The 24,493-nt window shown below is 53.1% G+C and carries 22 protein-coding genes; 5 read left to right on the plus strand and 17 right to left on the minus strand.

Translation table 11 applies throughout. The features are described from left to right. Positions 1-34: 34 nt before the first annotated feature. The 10 genes from ACOJWD_RS00090 to hemA form a co-directional block, all read right to left on the minus strand. Positions 35-1,051, minus strand: a complete 1,017-nt coding sequence (locus ACOJWD_RS00090; protein WP_486991175.1) for a hypothetical protein — start codon at positions 1,049-1,051, stop codon at positions 35-37. A gap of 182 nt (positions 1,052-1,233) precedes the next feature. Continuing rightward, complete coding sequence (locus ACOJWD_RS00095) at positions 1,234-2,211, minus strand: electron transfer flavoprotein subunit alpha/FixB family protein (RefSeq protein ID WP_486991176.1); 978 nt, start codon at positions 2,209-2,211, stop codon at positions 1,234-1,236. Positions 2,212-2,223: 12 nt separating this feature from the next. Further along, positions 2,224-2,991, minus strand: a complete 768-nt coding sequence (locus ACOJWD_RS00100; RefSeq protein ID WP_486991177.1) for an electron transfer flavoprotein subunit beta/FixA family protein — start codon at positions 2,989-2,991, stop codon at positions 2,224-2,226. 49 nt (positions 2,992-3,040) lie between these two features. Further along, positions 3,041-4,417 (minus strand): L-seryl-tRNA(Sec) selenium transferase, encoded by a 1,377-nt coding sequence (gene selA, locus ACOJWD_RS00105; protein WP_486991178.1) that lies wholly within the window; start codon positions 4,415-4,417, stop codon positions 3,041-3,043. Positions 4,418-4,453: 36 nt separating this feature from the next. Continuing rightward, positions 4,454-4,642 carry a hypothetical protein gene (locus tag ACOJWD_RS00110; protein WP_486991179.1) on the minus strand — a complete coding sequence of 63 codons (189 nt, stop codon included), beginning with the start codon at positions 4,640-4,642 and terminating at the stop codon, positions 4,454-4,456. A 17-nt stretch (positions 4,643-4,659) separates the two neighbouring features. Then, positions 4,660-5,643 (minus strand): porphobilinogen synthase, encoded by a 984-nt coding sequence (hemB, locus tag ACOJWD_RS00115; protein WP_486991180.1) that lies wholly within the window; start codon positions 5,641-5,643, stop codon positions 4,660-4,662. Then, complete coding sequence (locus tag ACOJWD_RS00120; RefSeq protein WP_486991181.1) at positions 5,630-6,883, minus strand: uroporphyrinogen-III synthase; 1,254 nt, start codon at positions 6,881-6,883, stop codon at positions 5,630-5,632. The genes hemB and ACOJWD_RS00120 overlap by 14 nt, the downstream gene beginning before the upstream one ends. Position 6,884: 1 nt before the next feature. Continuing rightward, entirely contained in the window at positions 6,885-7,796 is a 912-nt protein-coding gene (hemC, locus tag ACOJWD_RS00125) for a hydroxymethylbilane synthase (protein ID WP_486991182.1), read from the minus strand. A 28-nt stretch (positions 7,797-7,824) separates the two neighbouring features. After that, entirely contained in the window at positions 7,825-8,637 is an 813-nt protein-coding gene (locus tag ACOJWD_RS00130) for a cytochrome C assembly family protein (RefSeq protein ID WP_486991183.1), read from the minus strand. A 21-nt stretch (positions 8,638-8,658) separates the two neighbouring features. Beyond that, positions 8,659-9,969 carry a glutamyl-tRNA reductase gene (hemA, locus tag ACOJWD_RS00135; protein ID WP_486991184.1) on the minus strand — a complete coding sequence of 437 codons (1,311 nt, stop codon included), beginning with the start codon at positions 9,967-9,969 and terminating at the stop codon, positions 8,659-8,661. 227 nt (positions 9,970-10,196) lie between these two features. Here hemA and ACOJWD_RS00140 point away from each other — a divergent pair, with 227 nt between their 5' ends. The 4 genes from ACOJWD_RS00140 to ACOJWD_RS00155 all read left to right on the plus strand — a co-directional run bounded on the left by ACOJWD_RS00140 (position 10,197) and on the right by ACOJWD_RS00155 (position 15,836). Beyond that, positions 10,197-12,524, plus strand: coding sequence for a xanthine dehydrogenase family protein molybdopterin-binding subunit (locus ACOJWD_RS00140; RefSeq protein WP_486991185.1), 2,328 nt, complete (start codon positions 10,197-10,199; stop codon positions 12,522-12,524). Beyond that, positions 12,521-13,363: an FAD binding domain-containing protein gene (locus ACOJWD_RS00145; RefSeq protein ID WP_486991186.1), complete on the plus strand. Its 843-nt coding sequence runs from the start codon at positions 12,521-12,523 to the stop codon at positions 13,361-13,363. Before ACOJWD_RS00140 ends, ACOJWD_RS00145 begins: the two co-directional genes overlap by 4 nt. Continuing rightward, positions 13,363-13,854 (plus strand): (2Fe-2S)-binding protein, encoded by a 492-nt coding sequence (locus ACOJWD_RS00150; protein ID WP_486991187.1) that lies wholly within the window; start codon positions 13,363-13,365, stop codon positions 13,852-13,854. The genes ACOJWD_RS00145 and ACOJWD_RS00150 overlap by 1 nt, the downstream gene beginning before the upstream one ends. Before the next feature lie 86 nt (positions 13,855-13,940). Continuing rightward, on the plus strand, positions 13,941-15,836 hold the full coding sequence (locus tag ACOJWD_RS00155) for an FUSC family protein (RefSeq protein WP_486991188.1): 1,896 nt from the start codon (positions 13,941-13,943) through the stop codon (positions 15,834-15,836). A gap of 57 nt (positions 15,837-15,893) precedes the next feature. On the opposite strand, the gene sucD is transcribed toward ACOJWD_RS00155, so the two are convergent. From sucD to ACOJWD_RS00180, 5 genes are all read right to left on the minus strand, one after another. Further along, positions 15,894-16,769 (minus strand): succinate--CoA ligase subunit alpha, encoded by an 876-nt coding sequence (sucD, locus tag ACOJWD_RS00160; protein WP_486991189.1) that lies wholly within the window; start codon positions 16,767-16,769, stop codon positions 15,894-15,896. Positions 16,770-16,771: 2 nt separating this feature from the next. Beyond that, the gene (sucC, locus tag ACOJWD_RS00165) at positions 16,772-17,884 is read right to left on the minus strand and encodes an ADP-forming succinate--CoA ligase subunit beta (RefSeq protein ID WP_486991190.1); all 1,113 of its coding nucleotides are present in this window, start codon (positions 17,882-17,884) and stop codon (positions 16,772-16,774) included. Positions 17,885-18,016: 132 nt separating this feature from the next. Continuing rightward, a complete protein-coding gene (gene mdh / locus ACOJWD_RS00170; protein WP_486991191.1) occupies positions 18,017-18,946 on the minus strand; it encodes a malate dehydrogenase in 930 nt (309 codons plus the stop codon). Positions 18,947-18,970: 24 nt separating this feature from the next. Then, positions 18,971-20,194: an isocitrate dehydrogenase (NADP(+)) gene (gene icd, locus ACOJWD_RS00175; RefSeq protein ID WP_486991192.1), complete on the minus strand. Its 1,224-nt coding sequence runs from the start codon at positions 20,192-20,194 to the stop codon at positions 18,971-18,973. A 48-nt stretch (positions 20,195-20,242) separates the two neighbouring features. After that, a complete protein-coding gene (locus tag ACOJWD_RS00180) occupies positions 20,243-20,974 on the minus strand; it encodes a DUF881 domain-containing protein (RefSeq protein WP_486991193.1) in 732 nt (243 codons plus the stop codon). Positions 20,975-21,081: 107 nt separating this feature from the next. On the opposite strand from ACOJWD_RS00180, the gene ACOJWD_RS00185 reads away from it, so the two are divergent. Further along, positions 21,082-21,510 (plus strand): GNAT family N-acetyltransferase, encoded by a 429-nt coding sequence (locus ACOJWD_RS00185; RefSeq protein ID WP_486991194.1) that lies wholly within the window; start codon positions 21,082-21,084, stop codon positions 21,508-21,510. Positions 21,511-21,618: 108 nt separating this feature from the next. Here the strand turns inward: ACOJWD_RS00185 and ACOJWD_RS00190 are convergent, their stop codons facing one another. Continuing rightward, positions 21,619-23,613, minus strand: coding sequence for a heterodisulfide reductase-related iron-sulfur binding cluster (locus ACOJWD_RS00190; protein ID WP_486991195.1), 1,995 nt, complete (start codon positions 23,611-23,613; stop codon positions 21,619-21,621). 140 nt (positions 23,614-23,753) lie between these two features. Beyond that, positions 23,754-24,491 (minus strand): twin-arginine translocase subunit TatC, encoded by a 738-nt coding sequence (gene tatC / locus ACOJWD_RS00195; RefSeq protein ID WP_486991196.1) that lies wholly within the window; start codon positions 24,489-24,491, stop codon positions 23,754-23,756. Between the last annotated feature and the right edge of the window lie 2 nt (positions 24,492-24,493).

The following is a 24,493-nucleotide window of genomic DNA, read 5'->3' on the forward strand; positions in this document are numbered from 1 at the left end:
TAACATCTCTGGTAAATTTCTCTGAGACCATTGGTTAATGAACCCACCATGCATAGGTGCCGCGATGGACACCGGAGCCAACGGTAACCAGTATCCAGTGACTGCCGATGAATCCCAATAAGTGGTACGAGGTCTCGGTGAATGGTAACGAAATGTCCAAGTGCTCCCCAGGTCCATAGGTCAAGAGCTGCCATGATCCCGACATCGACCGACTCAATGTCGCCGCCCACTCACTGTTTTGGGAAAAACGCGGCCGTCCCACCCACTTGAGATCAGGGCGAGCATATTCTTGCTTGCGGCCGTTGGTCCACAGCACCACATGATTTGCTGTCATTCCCAGCACCTCGGCACGATTCGGGGCCAGATAGACAGGTTGTAAGGTGGGAAGAGGCAAAATTCCGTGTCCTTGCCACAGTACCTGCCCGTTACTCAAGGCCGCTAGCAAGGTGTTTTTTTGGCTAAATCCTAACCCCACAATCCGTAGCCGCGGTGTGGGAATAGCCATTGGTGTAACAATCCCGTCGCGGTCCAATACATAAGCTCCCAGGCCGTCAGGTCCCTGCCCCAAAATCCCTATCGCCTGACCATCTTGTGCCCAAACAACTTGGGTAACAGATCCCAATCGTTTAGAGAGTAACTGCAATCCGTCCTGACCATTGCTCGTCATATACGCCAAGTGGGTGGCAGGGTCCACCCACACCACGGAGGATCCATCCGGTGACGGATAGACTGGTCCACCAATCCCCACCAACGGCAACGCTCGCGGCCCGACGGCCACCTTCCAATACCCAGCCCCAGAGGGCTCTGGAACGTCAAGCCAATTGAGGCTTTCTTGATGTGCCTCGACATGAACGCCGTTGCCCGATAGCTTATAGAGTGCATCAGGAGCGACCAAATAATACTGGCCTTGACGTTCGACTAATCCGCCTGGGCTATGCGTCACCTCAATCCAACTTGACCCCTGCACCTGATGCGATAGCGGCACTTTCGCAAAATAAATCTGAATTGCTGCAAATACCAACAGTAATACCAGTGATACCGGGCGTTTCACGATGCCAACCCTCCCCGACTTCATCCTCACCCTACCCTATGTTTGTCCGGACTAATTATGCGAGGAAGCATCGTGGTGTCGAACAAATGTCACGGATCCCCGTCAATCCGTGACTTCATTGGCGGCACGCTAAAAGGGCAGGCACACGGCCCGCCCTTTTAGGTTTTTTCACTTATCTAAATCTAAGCATCTTCCTTAATTTGGCGCACTTCTTTGGCTAGTGCCGGAACGACTTTGAACAAATCGCCCACGATGCCATAATTTGCGGCCTTAAAAATAGGTGCATCTGGGTCGCTATTAATGGCCACAATATATTTCGAACTTGATATTCCGGCCAAGTGCTGGATGGCGCCAGAAATACCCACTGCAAAATAGACTGTGGGGCTCACCACCTTGCCTGTCTGCCCAATATGATAGGAATGCGGAACCCAGCCCTCATCGGCCACAGGACGAGATGACCCCAACGCCGCCCCTAGGGCCGTTGCCAATTCCTCTAGGACCTTAAAGTTTTCGGGAGCCTTAATACCACGGCCTCCGGATACAATCATCTCCGCTTCGGTGAGTTCAATTTGCTCAGTCTGACTTTCTTGAACTTCGATGACATGAGCCTTGAACTGTCCAACCTGCAGTCCGGGATCAACCGCGATTTCGTTAGCCGCTCGATTCGTTTCCACAACGACCTGTACATTGGGTCGCACGGAAAATATTTGCCGAGCTGAGTCAATCGCAATCCGGGCATAGGCCTTTCCCGCATACATCGGTCGAACCGCACCGAGTCGCCCATCGTCCCGTTGAAAAATCTCCGTACAATCGCTCGCCAATCCGGCACTCAAGAGTCCCGCGACCCGAGGCGCTAAGTCTTTACCCCAAGCGGTGGCAGGAAAGAATAGAGCCGTCGGATCTACTTGCTCCACCACCTTTTCAATCGCTAGAGCAAATCCATCCGAGCTATAATGGGAATATGTATCATCGGTAAGAAAGACCACCTGATCGGCCCCATAGCGTCCCAAATTGTCTTTCAGTGTTTCAGCACCCGAGCCAAAAGTGAGAGCCGTTACCGGTCCTTGCTGTAATCCTTGCGCCAACGACAACATTTCGTATGCGACCCGACGAACTTTACCCTCGGATTGATCCATCACCACTAAAATACCTTCTGCCATCGAGACCGCCTCCTAAATCACTTTTGCCTCTTCGTGCAATAGCCGGGCCAACTCTGCCGCAGCCTCTTCCGGATCCCCGACCAAAATCTTAGCAGCGGGTCGCTCGGGAGGTAAGGTTAATTCTTCGATACGTACCAGAGGAGTGGTGTCAATGTTGAGCGAGTCCATCGGTATCGACTTAACCTCTTTCTTTTTCGCCTTCATGATATTCGGCAACGTCGGATATCGCGGTTCATTCAGTCCCCGCTGTGCGGTAACCACCGCTGGGAAAGGCAGCTCAACAATTTCGGTGGCTCCCTCCAGTTCTCGCTCGGCACGAAGCTTTTTCGCTTCCGCATCGATGACGAGATTCAAGACCACCGTGACCTGGGGAAGATCTAGCTGTTGAGCCACTAATGGTCCCACCTGGGCCTGATCATCATCGACCGCTTGTTTTCCTGACACAATAAGGTCATAGCCCTCGTCGCGAGACACTGCCGCCAGCGCTCGAGCGGCCACTTGGCTATCAAATAATTGATCGGTCACCACATGGATGGCACGGTCTGCTCCCATTGCCAAAGCCTGGCGGATCGCCTCTTCGACGCGATTGGGTCCCATGGCCACGACCACCACTTCTCCACCAAACTTCTCTTTAATTCGCAAGCATTCTTCAATGGCAAATTCATCGTAAGGGTTAATCACCCACTTAATCCCATCAGTTTGAATAGCTGCATCGCCCGAATTAACCCTTATCTTCGTGGCGGTATCCGGGACTTGCTTCACGAACACTAATAGTTTCATCCCAATCCTCCCTCATCGACATGATGGTCTCGCACTACCGCGGCGGCGACTACCCGTCCATTACGGCCGCACGAAAAGCGACCTCTAACATCTCCCCCAAGATATGGTCTTGCTCCGGCAGTACCGTGCGCATATCTATAAGGAGGCGCCCATGACTTATCCGCGCAATCACCGGGACTTCCCCTTCACGCAGGGCTCGCTCCACCCGAATAAGCCTTTCTGGCGAAGTCACGCACGACAAGACCGCCGTGCGCAGTCGTGTCCCCGGCATCGAACCTCCTCCAATTTCCGACCAATCGGACTCGATGTCAAGTGTTATTGCAGGCACATAAGATCCTAATCGGTCACGTAGCGCATGAGCCCTTAGGCTAATTTCATCTGCCGTTAACGCTATCATGCGCCACAACGGCAATTCCTCACCACGGTTCTCCACGTACCACCGCAGTACCAGTTCTAGTACCGCAAGCGTCATTTTGTCGACACGTACCGCCCGAGCCAGAGGATGCTTTTTCATTCTTTGGATCCACTCTAGGCGCCCAACAATCAGTCCTGCCTGTGGACCTCCCAACAATTTATCTCCAGAAAATGTCGTGATATCGACGCCGGCACTCACAACATCTTGGACTCGCGGCTCACGATATTCCTCCACCTGAAGGGGTAACAGCACCCCAGACCCCAGGTCCTCCATTACCGGAATGTGACGAGAATGGCCCAAATTCACCAACTCTTCGCTCGCCACACTTTTCACAAAACCCATCTGCCGGAAATTGGACTGATGCACCTTTAATAGCAACGCGGTGTTCTCATTAATCGCCCGCTCATAGTCGCTTAGATGCGTCTTATTAGTGGCTCCTACCTCCACCAGCCGTGCTCCGGATAGCGCCATGACATCCGGGATACGAAAAGAGCCACCGATCTCCACCAATTCACCGCGTGACACCACCACCTCACGCGCACTCGCAGCAGTGGAGAGTGCCAGCAATACGGCGGCCGCATTATTATTCACAACCATGGCAGCCTCGGCCCCAACCAGGTCAGCGAGAACGTGCTCCACATGTTCGTGGCGAGATCCTCGCTCTCCTGCGTCCAGACGGTATTCCAAGGTCGAATATTGGGTTGATATCGCCGCTAAATGCTCCATCATGGCCGGCGGGAGCGGCGCGCGCCCAAGGTTAGTATGAATAATCACTCCAGTGGCGTTAATCACCGGACGCAAATGCGGTCGCGATAGTACTTTCACGCGTGCCTCGGTCCGGGAGAGAATGACGTTGAGACTTGGTACGACACCATCCTGCATAACCTCACGCCGCACCTCCCCCAGCACCTCACGGACAGCTCGCTGTGACCATGGCGATGCAGATACGTCCTGGGCCTGCCAGTGACGCAACACCGTCTGCACTGCCGGAATCTCTTTCAGTCGCGACACAGTGCGGTCATCCAACCCATCCACCACGCTTTCTGACTAATGACCCGAATGAGACGGCACATCATGCGGTAACTCATTGGTATCGTCTTCTTCGATAAGCCCTAAACTCGAATCCACAATCAAATGACGCTCTTCGTGAAAAACATCATCCGCATTCATGTCGTAGAGCCAAATCGCATAATTAAATGGTGTATTCTGGTGACTCACAGGACTTTTGTTCTCCATCTCAAGGACTCTCCTCTCTAGAATTTCGCGTTCCCTCGCAACCACCGATTCACCTCAGGGGCCCAATAGGTAATAATCATATCAGCACCGGCCCGAGTGATACTGGTGATGGTTTCCATGATGACCCGTTCTCGATCAATCCATCCGTTTTGCGCTGCGGCCTCGACCATCGCAAATTCTCCGGAGACTTGATAGGCAGCAATTGGCGTATGGATTACATCACGAACCTCACGAAGCACATCAAGATAAGGGAGCGCCGGTTTGACGATCATCATGTCGGCGCCTTCAGCGACATCGAGAAGCACTTCCTTGATGGCTTCTCGGCGATTGGACGGATCCATTTGATAGGCTCTTCGATCCCCGAAGGTCGGCGTATTTTCGGCCGCTTCCCGAAATGGCCCATAAAACCCTGAGGCATATTTTGCTGCATAAGACATAATGGGCACCTGGGCGAACCCTTCTTGGTCTAGTGCGTTACGAATGGCGCTCACTCGCCCATCCATCATATCGGAAGGCGCGACAATCGTGGCCCCCGCTCGAGCTTGCTGTATCGCCGTACGGGCTAGCAGATCAAGCGTCGGATCATTATCCACCTCTTTATCACTCAGCACTCCGCAGTGACCGTGATCGGTATATTCACAGAGACATAAGTCTGCAATCAACACCGCGTCTGGAAGTTCTTTATGAAGCACTCGCAGTGCCTTTTGCACAATGCCCTCGGGATTATATGCTTCCGACCCTAAAGGGTCTTTATGTAGGGGAATGCCAAACAACAGAAAAGCCCGGACTCCTTCATCATATATCTCTTTCAGATGAGTCAATAACGTGTCAGAGGACCATTGGTAGATTCCGGGCATCGAAGGGATCGGATCTTGACGATTCTGCCCCTCTTTCACAAATACCGGGTAAATGAGTCCCTCCGGCGAAACCCGCGTTTCGCGCACTAATTGACGCACACTTTCGTTTTGCCGCAGTCGGCGCGGCCGCTCAATCGGAAACATGATCATCCTCCGCAATGAAGTATTGTTTCACTGCTTCCACTAAAAGCCGCAGTGATGGTTGAAGCGGTTCTACCGCCACCGAAATACCATAATGATTCAAGGTGCGCGTCGTCAGTGGTCCGATGGAAAAACTGGCAATGTGCCCCAAATGCTGTCGATCCTCCACGGAGAGCTGTTCCACTAAATATTCCACTTGCGACGATGCCGTGTATAATATCGCATCCAGAGACTCGGTACGAATCGCCTGATGAAGGGTGAGCGCCAAAGGCTCTTTAACATTTTCATACAACAACACTTCCTCCACCAACGCACCTCGTTCGCGTAAGGCCTCACTAAGCATGCTACCGTTCAATTGCCCTCCTGGAAAAAGAATCATGTTCCCACGAATCGGCATATAGCTAAATGCGTCTAATAGCCCCTCTTGGCTAAACTCTTTGTCCGGCATGAGTTCAGCCACCAGTCCCCAGTCTCTTACCCGCATAGCGGTTTCGGGCCCCACTACCGCAATTTTTCCTCGCACTCGACGAATGTCTAGGCCGAAATTTTTCATCCTACCAAACCATCTCTCTACCGCTTCTCCACTGGTGAATATGACCCAATCGTAGCGTTCCAAATGCGCCATTGCGGCATCGATCACATCATACTGAGTCGGGTCTTTGATGCGTGAGACCGGATGTAACATCACCTCCGCTCCGGCATTCGTCAGCCACCGCGCAGCGCGTTCTATGCGACGGCCTTGCCGTAATAGCGCAATCTTTCGCCCCGCCAAAGAGCGTGCCGCACGCCAGGGGATTCGCTGCACTAAGTCTGACTCTGTCACCTGGACTCCATCACATTGGAGAAGTTCTTCTCCTTGCGCACTCTGGATCGTGACCACATGGTCTCCCAAAAATATTCCTTCCGAGTCCAACTTGTGCGACCAAGGAGGCACCCCCGATAGGACATCAATATATTGTAACCAGGCGGGATCGAGATGCGCCATAAATTCCCTCACTGGTGGGTAGAGCGCGGGGGTACCAGGAACCAACCATGCCAGATTACGATCGGCGAAATATTTTCCTTGTTCTCGGATTGTTTCACCGTTCGCGAGGCTCGCAATGTCCATCCACTGAATTCTTGACCCCACCAAGTCTCGCGTTTGTGGTTCAAAAAAAATGTGTTCAGCGGCATCGAGCGCATCCCAAGCTTGGCGAGTCAAGAGTTCAGGACTTCCCGGCCCCGCCCCCACGATGGCTAACATCTCACGTCCCCTCCGTTCTCGAGATCAGTCTCGCCGCCCCCTCGTGTGCGAGCCGTTCTCCTACTTCGCGTCCTCGTCGGTCAGCTTCGACATAATCAAACTCCACGTGATGCCGTAACATCCTATCCCCAGCTAGAGAACTCGCCTGTGCAATTAATCCAATTCGGCTCTCCGTCACCCATTCGGCATAGGCTCCCAGTGGCACTTGGCATCCACCACCGAGTGCATCGAGAACGGCGCGTTCGCAACGCGCTAACATCTCGGCACGCGGATCATTTAAGAAATTCAACACCTCTTGCAATGAGTCCCGGGACGCTGCCACTTCCACAGCTAATATTCCTTGCCCAGGCGCGGGAGGAAATCGATGAGGATCAAGGTATTCCGCGATGAGGTTCTCCCATCCCAGACGAATCACCCCCGCCGCAGCCAGCACCAGCGCGTCATAGTCGCCTTCCTCCCACTTGCGTAACCGTGTATTGAGATTCCCTCGGACCGACGTGAGGATTACATCGGTCCGAGCATGTTGAATAAAGGCTCGACGTCGCAAACTGGAGGTACCTAAGACCGCTCCTGGCGGTAGCGAATCGAGCGCCTGTCCAATAATCACATCGCGACGGTCCTCGGGAAGAGCATAGGCTCCAATACGCAGCCCCTCGGGTAACACGGTGGGAAGATCCTTCAACGAATGCACCGCGATGTCGACCGCGCCATTTAAAAGCGCTGCCTCCAGCTCTTCCGTGAAAAGCCCTTTCCCCCCCACCTCGTGTAAAGCGCGATCAAGCACCTTGTCTCCCTTGGTCTCAAAGGTGACCAGTTCCACATCGTACCCTTGATTAGTCAAAAGCGACACCACTTGCCCTGTTTGCGCCAATGCTAATTGACTCTTGCGCGTTGCCACCCGAAGACGCTCCATAGATCCCCCTCAACTTGGTTAGGCTTAATTAGAAGTTTGTATTATGAGGGCCTGGAAAAACCAGGTTAATACCAAATACATTCATCAACACGATGATAAAGGCCAACATGACAAACACTGCCGCACGATGCCCTTGCCAATGCGCCACGTATCGTGTCGCCAAATAGCCCAAGTACACGAGCCATTCTACGCCGGCTCCAACAATCTGCACGCGGTTGTGCCAAAAACTTAATCCAATCACATGAGCCCACCAGGCACCCGTGAGCAGCGCGAGGCTAAAGACGATCCAACCAATGAGAACGAGCTTGCCTCCCCATCCATCCATGTCTCCTAATGCGGGGAGTTGATAATAAAATAAGCGAATTTTTTTGTTCTTCAATTCCCGCTCTTTTTCTACATACATAATACCGAAAACCGCCGACAGTAAAAAGCAAACATCTCCCAGCGTCGCTAGGACAATGTGCAGCAAAAGGCCGATGCCCATGATGGAAGTGCTATCCATGGTAATGCGCGGGGAGACACTCTGGCTCACTAGCCATACTAAAAAAATGATAGGAAATAAGAAGGCCCCGACCGGAGCCAACCCGAGTCGGTCACTGGCCACTAAATATAATCCAGCGGCAAGCCACACAAAAAAACTCACCCAATCATAGAGTGTGATAATGGGTAGCCCCCCGATGGCGACCCCTTTTTCGATAAACCAAAAGGACTCCGATATAAATCCGAGCCATCCGAAGCCACGTGCCCATTTCCCCCATCGCACCGCGTACAACTGCGCTACCGAAAAAAGAGCCGCCCCCAAGTATCCCATACAGGTGAGTGCGACAACTATGCCATTCACAACGTCCCCCCGGTCTCCGAGTTAACCTGACTGCCCTGTCACCGCCACTTCATCGGTTGAATTAACTCCGTCCTGAGCATCGGCTAACCGAAAGAGTTCCCTTATCGCATCGACATAGGAACTTTTCTCCTGGTCAGCCCCCCAACTTCGCATTGATACCATCGCATCGTTCAAGAACTTGTTCAAAATAATCCGCGTCGTGTCAGCTACGACATCCCGTTCCGCCTCTGAAAGATTAGGCAACCGATTGAGCGCACGCGTTAACTCTTCCTGTCGAATGCCTTCCGCCTTTTCCCGCAGCGACCGGATGACGGACCCCACCTGTGTTGCGCCCATTTCCTCGTGAAACTTGTCCGCCTCTTCGTGAATCACTCGCTCCACCTTCGACACCTCCCTGCGGCGCTTGTCCAAGTTCGCATCCACGACACTATTGACATCATCAATATCATACAGGAAAATCGTGTGCCCCAGCGTTTGTACCCTCTCGTCAATATCCCGCGGCACCGCCATATCAAAGAAAAACCGAAACTTATGCTCTTGTCCGCGCAAGGCTTTGGCGGCCAAGCTATAGGTAATGATAGGGGCACTTGCACTGGTACAGGACACAATGATATCAGCCGCGCGGATGGCTCCCGCTAAGTCTTGTAATTTGACGACCCGAGCTTGCGTCTCGTTCGCCAACGCTTCAGCACGATGTGGGGTACGATTCGCAATCATGAGGTCCCCGATACCCTGTGCTGTCAGGTGCCTCGCGACCAAGGTGCCCGTCTCGCCCGCCCCAATCACCAGTGCAGAAGAGTGATTTAGCGATCCAAAAACTTTGCGAGATAATTCCACGACCGCGTATCCCGGCGACAGCGCATTACGCCCTATCTCGGTCTCCGAATGGGCTCGCTTCCCTGCACGGAAGGCATATTGAAATAATCGGTGCAGCCGCCCCGCCGATTGATAGTGCTGGGCAGTTTGATAGGCAGCCTTCACCTGTCCCAAAATTTGCGTTTCCCCTAAAACCATCGAGTCTATTCCCGACGCCACTTGCATAAGATGCACAGCAGCGTCACGATCCTGATACCAAAAAAGAGCATCGGAAAACTTTCCACGTGGTACCGCAACCAATTCTTCCCACCACGACAGAATGTCTGACAACAGTACGTCGCCAGCCACATAAATCTCGGTTCGGTTGCATGTGGACAGTATTACCATGCCCTCTTGATGAGGAATATGACCTCGAGTCTCATAGGCGTCCTTAAAGCTCTCCTGACCAAAAGCCACCTTTTCACGCACATTCAGCGGAGAATCTCGATGGTTCACTCCCACAACCTGAATCTTCACGATTCCACCTCAAATTCTAGAATCTCCCACGCACCCCAGTATCCGCGGAGATCACTATTATCATACCACGCCACCGTCTCACTGGAACGCAGCAACCGACAAATTATGCTTTAGCGAAACACAAAGGTTTTTGACGGGAAAAAGCATAGCTTGCTGGTTGCCAGGGACATGCTATCGTTAGCCTCTTGAGGAGGCCTTTACCACGATTGGGAGGTCGAGAAATACTGATGGATACCGTGGGGAAAAGTGCCATTCGCAAAGAAGCCTCAAATAAACTCACCGGACGAGCACGCTACGCCAACGACCTTAACGTTCCCGGAACAATGACGGCGGTCGTGGCTCCCGCACACGTGGCGCATGCCCGTATTCTCTCTATCGACACGACAACGGCCCAAAAGGTTCCCGGGGTCAAAAAAATTCTGACCGGCCAAGACATATCTTTGTTATGCGGCGATGTTACGGAAGATCGTCCTCCTTTAGCGAAAGATATCATCCGCTACTGGGGTGAGCCGATCGCATTGGTCATAGCGCGAGATGAGGCGTCCGCTCGACGGGCCGTGGGACTGATCGAACCCCATCTTGAACCCCTACCGGTCATCAACAGTATTGAAGCTGCTCTTGATCCTAAAAATGGATTGGTCCATGAAAAAAACGGCCGCTACCAAGTGGCGACCCCTCCCGTAAGCCCCAAATCGCAGAGCAACATCGCCGACGTTGCCAACGTCAAGAAAGGCGACATCGATCGAGGATTTCAGGAATGTGATGTGGAGGTCAATGTCACGGTAGAACTGCCCCAGATTGACCATGCAGCCATGGAACCGCGAGTCGCTAAGGTCGAAATTCTATCGAACGGGCAGGTGCTGGTCCACAGTAGCAGTCAGGCTCCCTTTGAAATCAAGAAGCTGCTGGCAAAATATTTTGATCTAAATCCCGGACAAATCGTTGTCACCGTACCTTTGGTCGGTGGCGCCTTTGGGGGAAAAGCGGCCATTCATTTAGAAATTCTGGCGTATCTTGCGTCTCGCGCCGTCGGCGGCAAGACGGTCAAAATTGTGAATACGCGAGAAGAAGATATGGCGAGCGCACCGGTAGGAATGGGACTCTTGGCTAAAATCCGCTTAGGCGCCCAACGCGATGGCACCATTCGTGCGTGTCAGATGACCTTTTATATGGACATCGGTGCCTATACCGACTCATCTCCCCGTATTGCGCGCGCCATTGCTGCCCAATGTACCGGACCGTATAGTATCCCTCATGTGAGTACCGAAGTGTTTTGTCTCTACACCAATCACACCTATACCACCGCGTTTCGCGGATTTGGCCATATGCCAATGACATTTGCCGTAGAGAGGGCCATGGACGAACTCTCTCACCGATTGCATATGGACGCCCTCGTCCTGAGAAGGCACAATGCATTGCGTCCCGATGACATCACCCCGACAAAGGCCCGCTTAACGGATAGCAATTTGGCCAATCTCCCGTTATGCCTCGACCACATGCAAGACCTCATCGGCTGGAACGGCGGAAAGGTGGAACGCATCGGACCACACCGACTTCGCACTCAAGGCGTGGCTGCGTTTTGGAAAAGTTCCTCCAGCCCGCCTAACGCCATCTCTGGCGCTATTGTTACGATGAATTCAGATGGCACGGTCAATCTCAGCACCGGGGCGGTGGAATTTGGAGCTGGCACCAAAACCACGGCAGCCCAACTTCTGGCTGAGCGACTCCGAATTCCGCTAGACCACGTCTTCATCCATGAAGACGTCAATACCCAGGTTGATCCCGAGCATTGGAAGACGGTGGCCAGTCTTTCTACTTACATGGTAGGCCGGGCGGTCCTCGACGCGGCAAACGACCTCCTTCGCCAATTGAAAGCGCTGGCAGCAATTGTACTCCGCTGCTCCCCAGAAGACCTCGACTACGGCAACGCAAAAGTATATGTGCGCGATGATCCCACTATCGCCGTAAAATTTTCCGATTTAGCATCGGGCTATCAGTATCACGAGGGTGATTCGATTGGCGGCCAAATCATCGGACGAGGACGATTTATCATCCGCCACCTTAACCTCCTCGATCAGAAAACCGGACATGGACGCCCCGGTCCAGCATGGACTGTCGGAGTGCAAGCAGTGGAAGTGGAATATGACACTCGCACCCATCAATATCACGTTCTCAAAGCCGCCAGCGTCATTGATGCCGGACGGGTCATCAATCCTCCCATAGCCAAAGGGCAGGTCATGGGAGGGATGAACATGGGTCTTGGGATCGCCAGCCGCGAAGGGATTCACTACAATGCCGAAGGAGAATTTCTCAATCGTCAATTTCGGTCATATAAGGTCATGCGCATGGGAGAACAACCCGATAGCTATCTGGTGGAATTTGTCGAGACCCCGCAAATGGATTCCCCTTACGGCGCCCGACCCATTGGGGAACATGGGGTTTTAGCCATTGGAGCGGCACTAGCCAATGCGCTCACCAAAATGAGCGGTGTGCCCTTGAACCGGTTGCCGATCACACCTGAATCCATTTGGCATGCCAAGGAGGCGCATCAATGATCCCGCAATTTATGGCCTATTATCGCCCCGACACTGCTGAAGAAGCTCATCAGATTTATGTCGACCTTAAAAACTCCGACAAGAACCCGGCATACTATGGCGGCGGCACCGAAATATTGACCCGATCCCGTCTACAAGATGCGCAATTCGACGCGGTCATTGACCTCAAACGCATCAGTGACCTCACCCGGCAAGAAGAGCAACAAGGCCAGTTGCGATTTGGGGCTGCCACCCGCCTCACCGCCATTGCAGACAGGAACCTCTGGCCTCTTCTCACCGCCACCAGTGACCGCATTGCGGACCACACCACCCGAGCGCATATCACCCTAGGCGGGAACGTCATGAGTACACTGCCGTATCGTGAGGCGATTTTGCCGTTCTTGCTGATGGATAGTAGTCAAGTGGAACTTTACACGGACCATGGTCGAAAGACCTCTCCATTGCAAGACCTCTTTGATGGCACCTTACGTCTATCGCCCGGTGACCTTCTTCTCTCGCTCAGCGTCGATGCTCACGAGGCCCGGGGAAAAGGATTCAAGAGTCATAAGATGACGCGGCAAGACTGGATTGACTATCCGCTCGTCACGGTCAGTGCGACTCGACGTGCCAACGGCCGCATTCGAGCAGCATTCTCCGGGTGGTCCAATTTCCCCTTTTCATCGGCAGCAGTGAACCGCATTCTGTCGGATACGCATCAAAGTCCCAAAGAGCGGGCACAACAGGCGGTTCAGGCCATGCCGGTTCAAGCCATTGACGATATTCATGGTTCTCGCGAATATCGCACCTTCGTGGCTCGGTATACCTTAGAAACAATTCTCGAAGAATGGGAGGATCAGTAATGAAATCCATAGTCGGTCCGGAACAGGTATCTCTCAATATTAATGGGGAACATTACGATGTGGTCATCTATCCCTCAGAGACCTTACTCTACACCCTTCGAGGGGATGCATTAGGTCTCACGGGCGCCAAGCCCGGATGTGAAAATGGGGACTGTGGAGCATGTACCGTCCTCGTTGAGGGTATGCCTATGAAATCTTGTATGGTACTGACTGCGGAAGTGGTAGACCAATCCATTCTTACGGTAGAAGGACTCCATGATTCACCCATCCAAAAATCGTTCAACGACCACTATGCCTTTCAATGTGGGTATTGCACTCCGGGGTTTTTAATGGTGAGCCACGGGCTCATCCAAGACACAGGCCCTGCCAGCCCTGAACGCGTGCGAGAGTGGCTCAGATCCAACATTTGCCGCTGTACCAGCTATCAAGAAATTTGGGATGCCGTGAACGCCCTGGCGTGCCCTCAAGAGGATACGCGGGAAATGTCGTGAGGCATACGATCCAGAAACTGACCTGGGATCCCGCCGCGTGATTGGGACATGCTAATGTCACTTCTCGAGGGAAAGGGGCAACGTTCATGTCGCAGTATCATACGGCCCGATGGTCTAATCTTTGGCACGCTCTGACGATAAAAAAAACTCCCACCCCGTGGCGTCGCTTATGGGGCACCGCCCTCACCACCACGCTGGGACTTGTCATTGGGTTCATGGCAGGAAACCTGGAATGGGGTATTATGGCTTTTATGGGGGGATTTGCTTCTCTATACGTACAAAATCAACCCTATCGCACGCGCGCCATTACCCTAGCATTGGTGGGCTTAGGCCTCGGTATTGCGATGGCTCTGGGCGCGTTATCCACTGTATGGTGGGCCATGGCACTTGCTCTCGCTTTAGTAGCGACAGCCTCGACCTATTTCGCTGGCGCCTTTGATGTGCCCTTGCCGGCGGGCTTTATGTTCGTCCTCATTGCGTGCATCAGTGCCGCACTTCCCGTCACGTCTGCCACCGTTCTCGAAGATCGCATCATCTTCGTATTGATTGGAGCGGGGCTGGCTTGGTTGATTGGGATGAGCGACTGGATTTGGAATAGACGGGGGCCAGTTGCCAGTCCGGTCAGCCGTGCCTACCGAATGCTGTCGCAATATGTTGCCAAAATCGGCACCAATAGAGCATCCGATGCTCAGTATCAAGCCACCTTAGCGCTCACCGTCGCCCATCGAGCGGTCTTAGCTGATAGCGGACACGACAGGCGCATCAAGCGCCTCGCCGCCCAAGCAGAGACCGTCCTACGCTCAGCGATAGCGCTCTCGTCGCGTGAATCTCAGCCTCTCCCGAAAACCTGGTCAACGCTATTAGAGAGCGTCTCACATCACGTCGCCCAGGTACCTCAGTCGGCGTTGACCATGCCAACATCTGAACCATCTCATAATCATCTCATAAGACGCTGGGAGAGCGCCATGCATGAGACGGTCGCGCTCACGAATGGGCAAGAGATAGACGTCGAACTTCCAGAAATTCATCAAGTGAGCGCCTCTGCGCGTCTGAAGAGGGCCCTCTCTATGGATTCCCTGGTCCTTCCAGCCACCCTGCGCATTGGCATAGCGGTAGCCCTATCCGTTGTTATTGCCCACATCTTTGGCATCGCCCATCCGTTTTGGGTTCCGCTTACCTGTGCCGCGGTGTTACAGGGGGTGTCCACGGTGATTATCACGCAACGCACCGTCCAGCGAGCCATCGGCACCACCGTAGGTCTCATGCTAACCGCCGCCATTCTGGCCTTTCGCCCAAGTTCTGTGGAGACCGCCGTCTTGGTGGTCTTGTTACAACTACTCATGTTGCTGTTTATCGCCAAAAATTATGGTCTTTCGGTGGTATTCATCACCTCGCTGGCCCTAGTCATTATCTATTCGGGAACCCATCCAGCGGTGATGCCGATGGTGTGGGCTCGCTTCGTCGACACACTTTTGGGAGCTACCATCGGCTTTTTAGCAGCCCTACTTCTCTGGGGGCAGGCCTCATCAAAGCGCCTACCGGTCATTATGGCTGATGCCCTACAGCAAAGCGGTCGGCTCTTCGGCCGCTTGTTGCAAGGCTCTTCTCAGCACTCCGTCTCACCGATGCGGGCACGCGCTATCTCACGGCTACTGACCGTGCGCCTCCTCTTTGATACCGCGATGGGCGAACTTCCCAAGGCCGATATGAGTGAAAAGGACTGGTCTCTCGCGTTGTCCGTGGAACGCATTGGCTACCTCGTGGTGGCACTTTGTGATAATTTGCGTCCTCAAGATCAAACGTTGGCTGAACAGGTGGGCCCGATATTTGATGCACTGGGTGAGGCAATCCGAGGCAATCCCCCCGACGCGCTGCCGCAGATACCGCACATGGGACGCTATGACGCCATCGAAAGTGAGCTTTATGATCTCGCTGATCTCTTGGGACTGCCTGACTCCACCAGTGCGGCCAAAACGTCATAACACCAGAACAAGAGACGGCCCTAAACCGGCCGTCTCTTGTTCTTTGGATATAGCCGCTCAGCGACCCTGCATGACCTCTTTTAGGGCATCAACCACCTGCCACGGCATGGTCACCACACTGGCCCCTGCCGCACGCAAAGCCTTCTCCTTGGATTCCAACGTACCACGGCCGCGTTCGATAATGGCGCCCGCGTGACCCATGCGCTTTCCGGGAGGCGCTGCGCGGCCGGCAAGATATGCCACAACCGGTTTCCCGAAGTTCTTCAGGTACTCGGCCGCTTCTTCTTCCGCACTGCCGCCGATTTCTCCCACCATCACCACCGCTTGAGTGTCGGCATCCTCTTTAAAGTGCCGCAACACCGAGATGAAGGTCTGTCCGACGACGGGGTCGCCTCCCATCCCGACCACGGTGGTTTGCCCAAATCCGCCATTGGTCAAACTAAATGCAATCTCATAGCTTAAGGTTCCTGATCGTGCGACTACCCCTATCGGGCCCTGGGCATAAATATGATTCGGCATAATCCCCATCTTGGTCTTTTCCCCGGGGGAGACGATGCCAAAGGTGTTAGGCCCAATGACGGTAGTGCCCAACTCTTGTGCACGGGTCACAATGTCGATTGAGTCTTTAACCGGAATGTGCTCAGGAATCATCACTAACAGCTTAATTCCGGCTTCCATGGCTTCAAAGGCGGCATCCTTCGCATACGGCGCTGGGACAAACACAATCGAGGCATCGGCCCCGGTGGCCGTGACGGCATCTTGTACCGTGTGAAATATCGGTACTCCTTCCACATTCTCTCCGGATTTTCCGGGAGAGACGCCTCCTACCACCTGAGACCCATAAGCTAACATTTGCTTGGTATGAAACCGTCCCTGGTTACCCGTAGCGCCTTGCACTACAATTTTCGAGCTTCTTTTGAGCAAAATCGCCATGACTACCGACCCTCCCCTGCAAGCTGTACGGCACGCTCGGCCGCTGGTGCCATATCGGAATAGGCAGAAATCCCTTCACTTTCGAGAAGCTGAACGCCTTCCTTCTCATTCGTCCCCACGAGCCGAACTACCAGCGGTACCGGGATTCCGGTCGTCTTCTTGACTTGCAAAATAGCTCGCGCCACATCATCACACCGCGTGATGCCTCCAAAGATATTGATAAAAATCACTTTGGGCTTCATCGACACTAGGACATCCAGCGCTTGCGCGGTCGGCTCTACCGAGGCCCCACCACCGGCATCCAAAAAGTTCGCAGGCTTGCCGCCAAAGTATTGGATGGCGTCCACGGTCGCCATGGCCATCCCTGCTCCGTTAGCCATGATGGCAATGTCACCCTCCAACTCCACATAGGCTAAGCCAATTTCGTGAACCTTCTTTTCGAGTTCCGATCCCTCTTCAATCAATTCCACTTCATGGTGTCGAAAGAGCGCACTATCATCCACATTAAGGCGGGCATCGGCAGCCACGAGATGTCCATCGACCACAGTCAAAGGATTAATCTCCACCAATTCCGCATCCTTTTCCACATAAATCTGATACATCTTGACCACTAGAGCGGCGAACTCTTGCGCCAGCGTACCTGTCAGTCCTAAACGATGCGCCAGTCCGCGTCCGAAGTATGGCAAGACCCCAATGCGGGGATTGACCCACTCACGGACAATCTGATCATCGGCCACATCCTCAATTTCTACCCCGCCGGCCAAAGACGCCATCACCAAGGGAACTTTGCGGTTACGGTCAGTCGTGACCGATATGTAAAATTCGCGTTCAATTTCAAGCTTGCCTTCAGCGTACAGTCGTTCGACGGTATATCCCTTTAGGTCCATCCCCAACATCGCCTCGGCCAATTTCTTCGCTTCATCCGGGGTTTCAGCAAACCGAATGCCGCCAGCTTTACCACGGCCTCCGACCAAGACTTGCGCTTTGAGCGCCGCGGGCCCGATCTCCTTTACCGCGTCATAGGCATCTTCGGGGGTATTCACGAGACGACCGGGGGGAATGGGAATTCCGTGTTCTCGTAGCACACCCTTCGCCAAATACTCATACTGCTTCACCTTTTGCTATCCCCTTTCTCCTGCTCGACAATCTCTGATAACACCGGGATTACCGGTTCTACCACCTCTCGCGGAGCTCTCGACATTGGCGGTCGAGAGCTCGCCTAAGGCTCCCGTCTCACTCCCTATCGCTTAGAGTGACAACATGGTTAACGGTTCACGAACCGAGGACACAGATTTCTTGAAAGCGCTCTTCTCCTCCTCGGTGAAATCCACTTCCAACACTTTTTCTACGCCATTGCCACCGATGACTGCGGGGACACCGACATAAATGTCTCGCTCTCCATACTCCCCATTCAAGTAGCTAATGACGGGAAGGATACGCCGCTCATCTAATAAGATGGCTTTGACCATTTCCGCCAAGGACGAGGCCGGTGCATAATAGGCCGATGTCTTCATGAGTCCCAAGACCTCACCGCCACCGGTGCGCGTGCGCTTCACAATCGCGTCAATCGTGTCTTTGGATAGTAATTTCTCAATGGGAATTCCGCCCGCGTAGGAGTAGCGGACGAGCGGAACCATATCGTCGCCGTGTCCCCCCATCACAAAGGCAGAAATGTCCTTGGGAGAGACTCCGAGCGCATCTGCCAAAAACGTACGGAATCGTGCAGAGTCGAGCACCCCGGCCTGCCCCATGACTCGATGATGAGGAAACCCACTAGCCTTTTGGGCCACGTAGGCCATGACATCCGCAGGATTGGTGAGCACCACAATCATGGCATTGGGCGACACCTTTGCAGCCTTTTCTACGACTTGAAATACGACTTCCGAGTTCACCTTCAGCAAATCGTTCCGACTCATGCCCTCTTTACGAGGCAATCCGGCGGTGACAACAATCACATCTGACCCTTCCGTCACTGCATAGTCATTGGATCCGACCACTTTCATCGAAAAATGTTCGATAGGGCCTGATTCCCACATGTCCAAGGCCTTACCCTGAGGAACTCCCTCTTGGATGTCAACCAGCACCACATCTCCCAGTTCTTTCAGTGCCAGGAGGTGGGCTGTCGTGGCTCCAGTCGCACCGGAACCAAGCACCGTAATCTTATGACGACGAAACATTAACCTCACTCCTCTTGTGTCAAACTACATCCGTTCAATCATAGCACTCGCAAATTCTGAGGTCTTCACCTCTTTGGCTCCCTCAGTGAGACGCGCTAAATCATACGTGACGATTTTGGCCGCAATCGTGGATTCAAGAGCCAGCCGAACCTTTTCTGCGGCCTCTTCCCACCCTAAATGCTCCAACATCATAATCGCCGATAAAATAAGCGAACCCGGATTCACCTTATCCTGATTCGCATATTTGGGGGCCGTACCGTGAGTGGCTTCAAACACCGCCACATCGTCACAAATATTGGCTCCCGGTGCCATTCCGATGCCGCCCACTTGTGCCGCCAAGGCATCAGAAAGATAATCGCCATTCAAATTCGGTGCGGCAATCACATCAAACTCATCCGGGCGCAGCAGCACCTGTTGAAAAGTAATGTCGGCAATCCTATCCTTGAGCACAATCTTTCCGTCAGGAACAACCCCGTGATATCGGCTGAAGACCTCCTCTTCGGTAATCACCCGATCCGCGAACTCGCGTTGCGCTAACGCATAGCCATAGTCACGAAACGCTCCCTCGGTATATTTCATAATATTGCCCTTATGCATCAACGTGACCGATTGACGCCCATGATCGATGGCATAACGAATGGCGCGCCGAATCAAGCGCTCGCTCCCTTCGCGAGTAATGGGCTTTATTCCGATTCCGGCGGTAACATTGACCGTACGATGAAGTTCCGTATTCAGAAAATGGATCAGTTTTTTCGCTTCTTCCGATCCGCTGGGCCATTCAATGCCAGAATATACGTCCTCGGTGTTTTCCCGAAAGATCACCATGTCCACCTTTTCGGGCGCCTTCATGGGCGATGGAACACCAGCAATGTACCTCACTGGTCGCACACAGGCATAGAGATCCAGTTCTTGCCGAATCGTCACATTAAGACTCCGGATTCCGCCACCGACGGGGGTGGTGAGGGGCCCCTTAATTCCCACGTGATAAGTTTTCAGTGCGTCTAATGTTGCTTGCGGAAGCCACTCGTTAGTCGCTTTAAAAGCTTTTTCTCCGGCCAATACTTCATGCCAGGCAATCGCTCGCGATCCGTGATAGCTTTTTTCCACAGCAACATCAATGACGCGTTGCGTGGCTCTTGAGATATCGGGCCCAATACCGTCGCCTTCGATATACGGAATAATGGGGACCTCCGGCACCTGAATGACGCCATCTCGGTATGTAATCGGTGTTCCCTCGGTCTTTTTCACGGTCATCACCTCTTTCACTGACATGAATGTCGTTACAACAGAACATATCTAGGGACCGGTACGTGGCGAAATGTTTCGTAAAACCTCAGGGGGTGCTGCTGGCACCTCAACATTATGGCTCGAGGTAATCACCATCGATAAGCCCTCTTGTTGAGACTCATCATACAATCCTCCTGCCAATGTTAACGCCCCAGACAATGTATTGGGCTGACCAATGGCATTAATCACAAATGGCGCATTGGATTGGGTGTCATTGATAAGAATGTAATTGGCGGCCGAGCGAATCTCGGTTTGAGCAGTAATCCGCTGTCCATTGATGGAAATGGCTTCTGCTCCTGCAGAGCGAAGCTCGTTCACCAAGAGCAGTAGGTCAATATCGGTTAATTGGTAGGCTGCGGGAGCGTTGCCGTTCGACCAATGCACAACCACACCCGGTCCTTCCACCGGTACCGTACCTGCCAAGATCTCCGCGGCCGTCAGTTGGTGTTCAAGGCGCGCTGCTGATGCCTTTTGACTGATCCGACTATCTAACAACATGTTCAAATGCGCAACTTCCTGACTCAATTGCTGGCGCTGTTGGTCTGCCTGCTTTAATAACGTGACGAGTTGATTCGTGTCCGTCGATGGAGGAACAACTCTCTCTAAGCGAAATTGCACCACCACCATCAGCCCCAGTATAAGGGCTGCTAATCCGACCGCGATTTGGCCAGATTTGACACGCATGTTCAACACCTCAGGGCCATTATAGCCCAGCGGTTCGTTAGCCACAATAAAGCTCAAGCGTCACTCACCGCTGCAGGGAAGACCATGTCTTGACTTGCCAACGATGCGACGTCTTGTTAGAAATAGCAAGAGCGCTGATAGAGTTTGATGGGAGGCGTACTGCAATGGATATTCGGACAGACAAAAACGTGCCCATAAGCACCATCAAGGCGCTTTGGGACCAAATTCCGTTTTCCCAAGGGCGAGATCCGGAGAGCATTCAATTAGCGATTGCGGCCACCAACCTCTTTGTTCATGGATGGGACGGAGAACGTCTCGTGGCGACTGCTCGCGTCATTACTGATGACTGCTATTATGCCACCATCTGGGACGTCATCGTCGATCCTCGCTATCAACGCCAAGGGATTGGCACGCGCATTGTACGCTGTGCCGTGGAACCATTTTTGCACCGCCACTTCCAATTCATTGCTCTCTTCTCGGCGGAAGGAAAAGAGCCCTTTTATGAACCACTCGGTTTTATCCATCACCAACGGGGCATGACGCTGGATGAGTCGCTTTGGCCCTATTCCGGTCGCTGGCAGAACCAGCCATAACCGTCCGTATTGGCGATGCGTCGTTCGCCGTGCCGTCCTGATAGGCTTTTGGGGAGAACCTGATCGAGGCACGCACCTTCCCCGGATCGGTCTCCCCTGCTACCTCTTCTAATTCACCATCGGAAGCATGTGTTCTGCCAAGATCTCTGAGAAGTCCTTGACCTTGACCCGCTCTTCTTCTCCGAGTTGCTGCACGCCATCACGCATCATCGTCAGACAAAACGGACACGCCGTCGCAATCGTTTCCGCTCCCGTGGCCAGCGCTTGTGCCGTGCGCTCTTGATTAATCTTTTGCCCTTCTCTTTCTTCCATCCACATGCGACCGCCACCAGCACCGCAACAAAAGCTCTTTTCGCGATTACGGTCCATCTCCTTCAGTTCAAGACCGGGAACCGACTTCAGAACATCGCGTGGCTCATCGAAAATGTTGTTGTAGCGACCCAAATAACAGGAATCATGATATGTCACTTGCATGGGCTGAGCGGTTTCTTGCGCCACTAACTGCCCCTCTTTGACCAACCGTGAGAGATATTCGCTATGATGAATCACCTCATATTCTCCGCCGAAAAATGGGTATTCATTTTTCAGCGTGTTAAAGCAATGGGGGCAGGTGGTCACGATGGTCTTGACACCCACATCATTCAAGGTCTCCACATTTTGTTGAGCCATCGTTTGAAAGAGATACTCATTGCCCATGCGACGTGCGGCTTCTCCGTTGCAGGTTTCCCGGGCACCTAGGACGCCCACGTCGACCTGCGCTTGTTTCATAAGTTGTACCGTGGCTTCAGCCACTTTACGAGCGCGATCATCATAGGTTGCTGCACAACCCATCCAATAGAGCACTTCGGCGTGATCCCCACGAGACAAGTCCTTGATTCCCATGGCGTCGGCAAACTGTTGACGCTTATCTAGACCGAGTCCCCAAGGATTGCCGGCATTTTCCACATTTTTGAAGAACATTTGCGCTTCATCCGGCATCTCCCCTTGTGTTAGCACCAAATGTCGACGCATGCCCACAATTTTGACGACATGCTCGTCAAAAACTGGGCACGCCTCAACACAGGCCCCACAAGTCGTACAAGCCCATAAATCTTCCGCCGGCGTCACACCACCCGCCATGGGCAACTCGAGTCGTTCGAGTTCTGCTGGGGAGCGCTGGGATTGGTCTTTTTGCAAAATCGGCCCCACCGCCTCGAGCTGGTGTCGCAAATCCACCATAATTTGCTTCGGGGAAAGATGTTTCCCGGTATAGTTGGCTGGACACTGCTCGGTACACCGCCCGCACTGCACGCACGCATAAGCGTCCAGCAAATCCGTCCAGGCGAGATCCGTCACTTGTCCAACCCCAAACGATTCCGCACTCTCATCCTCAAAGTCCAACGCGGGCAATTGCCCCAACGGCTCGAGATTACGATGATAGATGTTCACTGGCGCGACAAATAAGTGAAAGTGTTTGGAATACGGAAGATAGACCAAAAATCCCATTAAAGACAGCAATTTGACCCAGTCAGCGACCAGGATCCCCCGAGCATCAAAAGACGGCCCATACGTACGCAACCAATGACCGAGGATACTCCCAATCGGGGCCCAGGCCGCATGGGGTGCCGCTGCGATACCAAACGATTCAATCGCGACGTCAGCTAGCACGACAATGGCAATCAAAATCAATACGGCCAGCGCATCAAAGTTTCTCACCAGTCTCTTCGGACGAATGACGTAGCGTTTATAGGCTGCCATCGCGAGGGCAATCAGCACAAATACTGCCATGACATCGGTGGCAACGTTCAACACCACTGCAGCAGCGCCCTGAGGTGCACCCACACTGGGAAAGAGGCCCCGTACCAGAAAAATGATCGAGCCGATAGTCAAAATAATAAAACCCCAAAAGATGGTGAAGTGCATTGGCCCAGAATACTTATCTTTAAAGAGTCGTTTTTGACCAAGCACAAAGGTGGTCACACTTGCAACGCGTCTACCCACGTGATCACTACGGTCCAGTGGTTGACCCAACATGACGTAGCTCCACTTCTCTTGCACTAATAATCCGAACCATAAGAGGGCAAAGACAAAAACGACGATAAATAGCACATGATTAATGCCCACACTGGAGCCTCCTTTGCCGTGCGGTTTTCTCCAGTGTAATCGTCTACGATTTCCTTGCCAAGTGCAAGTATTTGGGTTTTAAGATAGAAAAAATCTTTTGAATCGCCCTCAAACGGGCCAAATTCGGAAAGTCCGTCCGTTTAGGTGGTGGGCAAATTCGAGACCTCGGGGGCCTTACGACGATAAAATACCCGGGCCACAATGTGCGAAACCTCATAGACCAAATAAATGGCGGAGCCAATAACAATCATCGATAGCGCATCCGGCGGAGCCACAATCGCAGCAATCAAGAACGATACCACCACAGCATACCGGCGATATCGCCGAAACATGGAGGGCTGGATGAGTCCCACGTGCGCTAAGATTCCCGACAACAGCGGCAATTCCGCCAGAAATCCGAACGGCACGGTCAGGTAAATAATAAAGTTCAGATAGTTGGTGAGGGTCCAATATTCCGAGACCCCTCCTTGAACAAATGTCAGCATCACATGCAACACCAACGGAACAAATACCCAGAATCCGGCCGCCATCCCGGCCATAAAGAGCGCAAGCCCGGGCGCTAATACCACGACCAGCACCTTACGTTCGACTTCCGTCAGTCCAGGCAATATAAAGGCGGCGGACTGATATAAGATAAACGGCGAAGCCACAATTAAGGCCATCACCAGATCGATTTTAATCAGCGCAAAAAAGGCTTCGGGTACTCCGGTCACGATGATATGTTTGACATGAGCGCGATGGACCAACCAGTGCAGAGCTGGCTCCGAAACAAAAAATCCCCCGAGAAACAACACGCCCACCACCCCAATCGTCCATGCGAGACGATTGCGAAGTTCGGTAAGGTGTCCACTTAATGTCATTTCACCTTCATGATTCATTC

It is taken from the genome of Sulfobacillus sp. TH-112 (genome assembly GCF_057473405.1).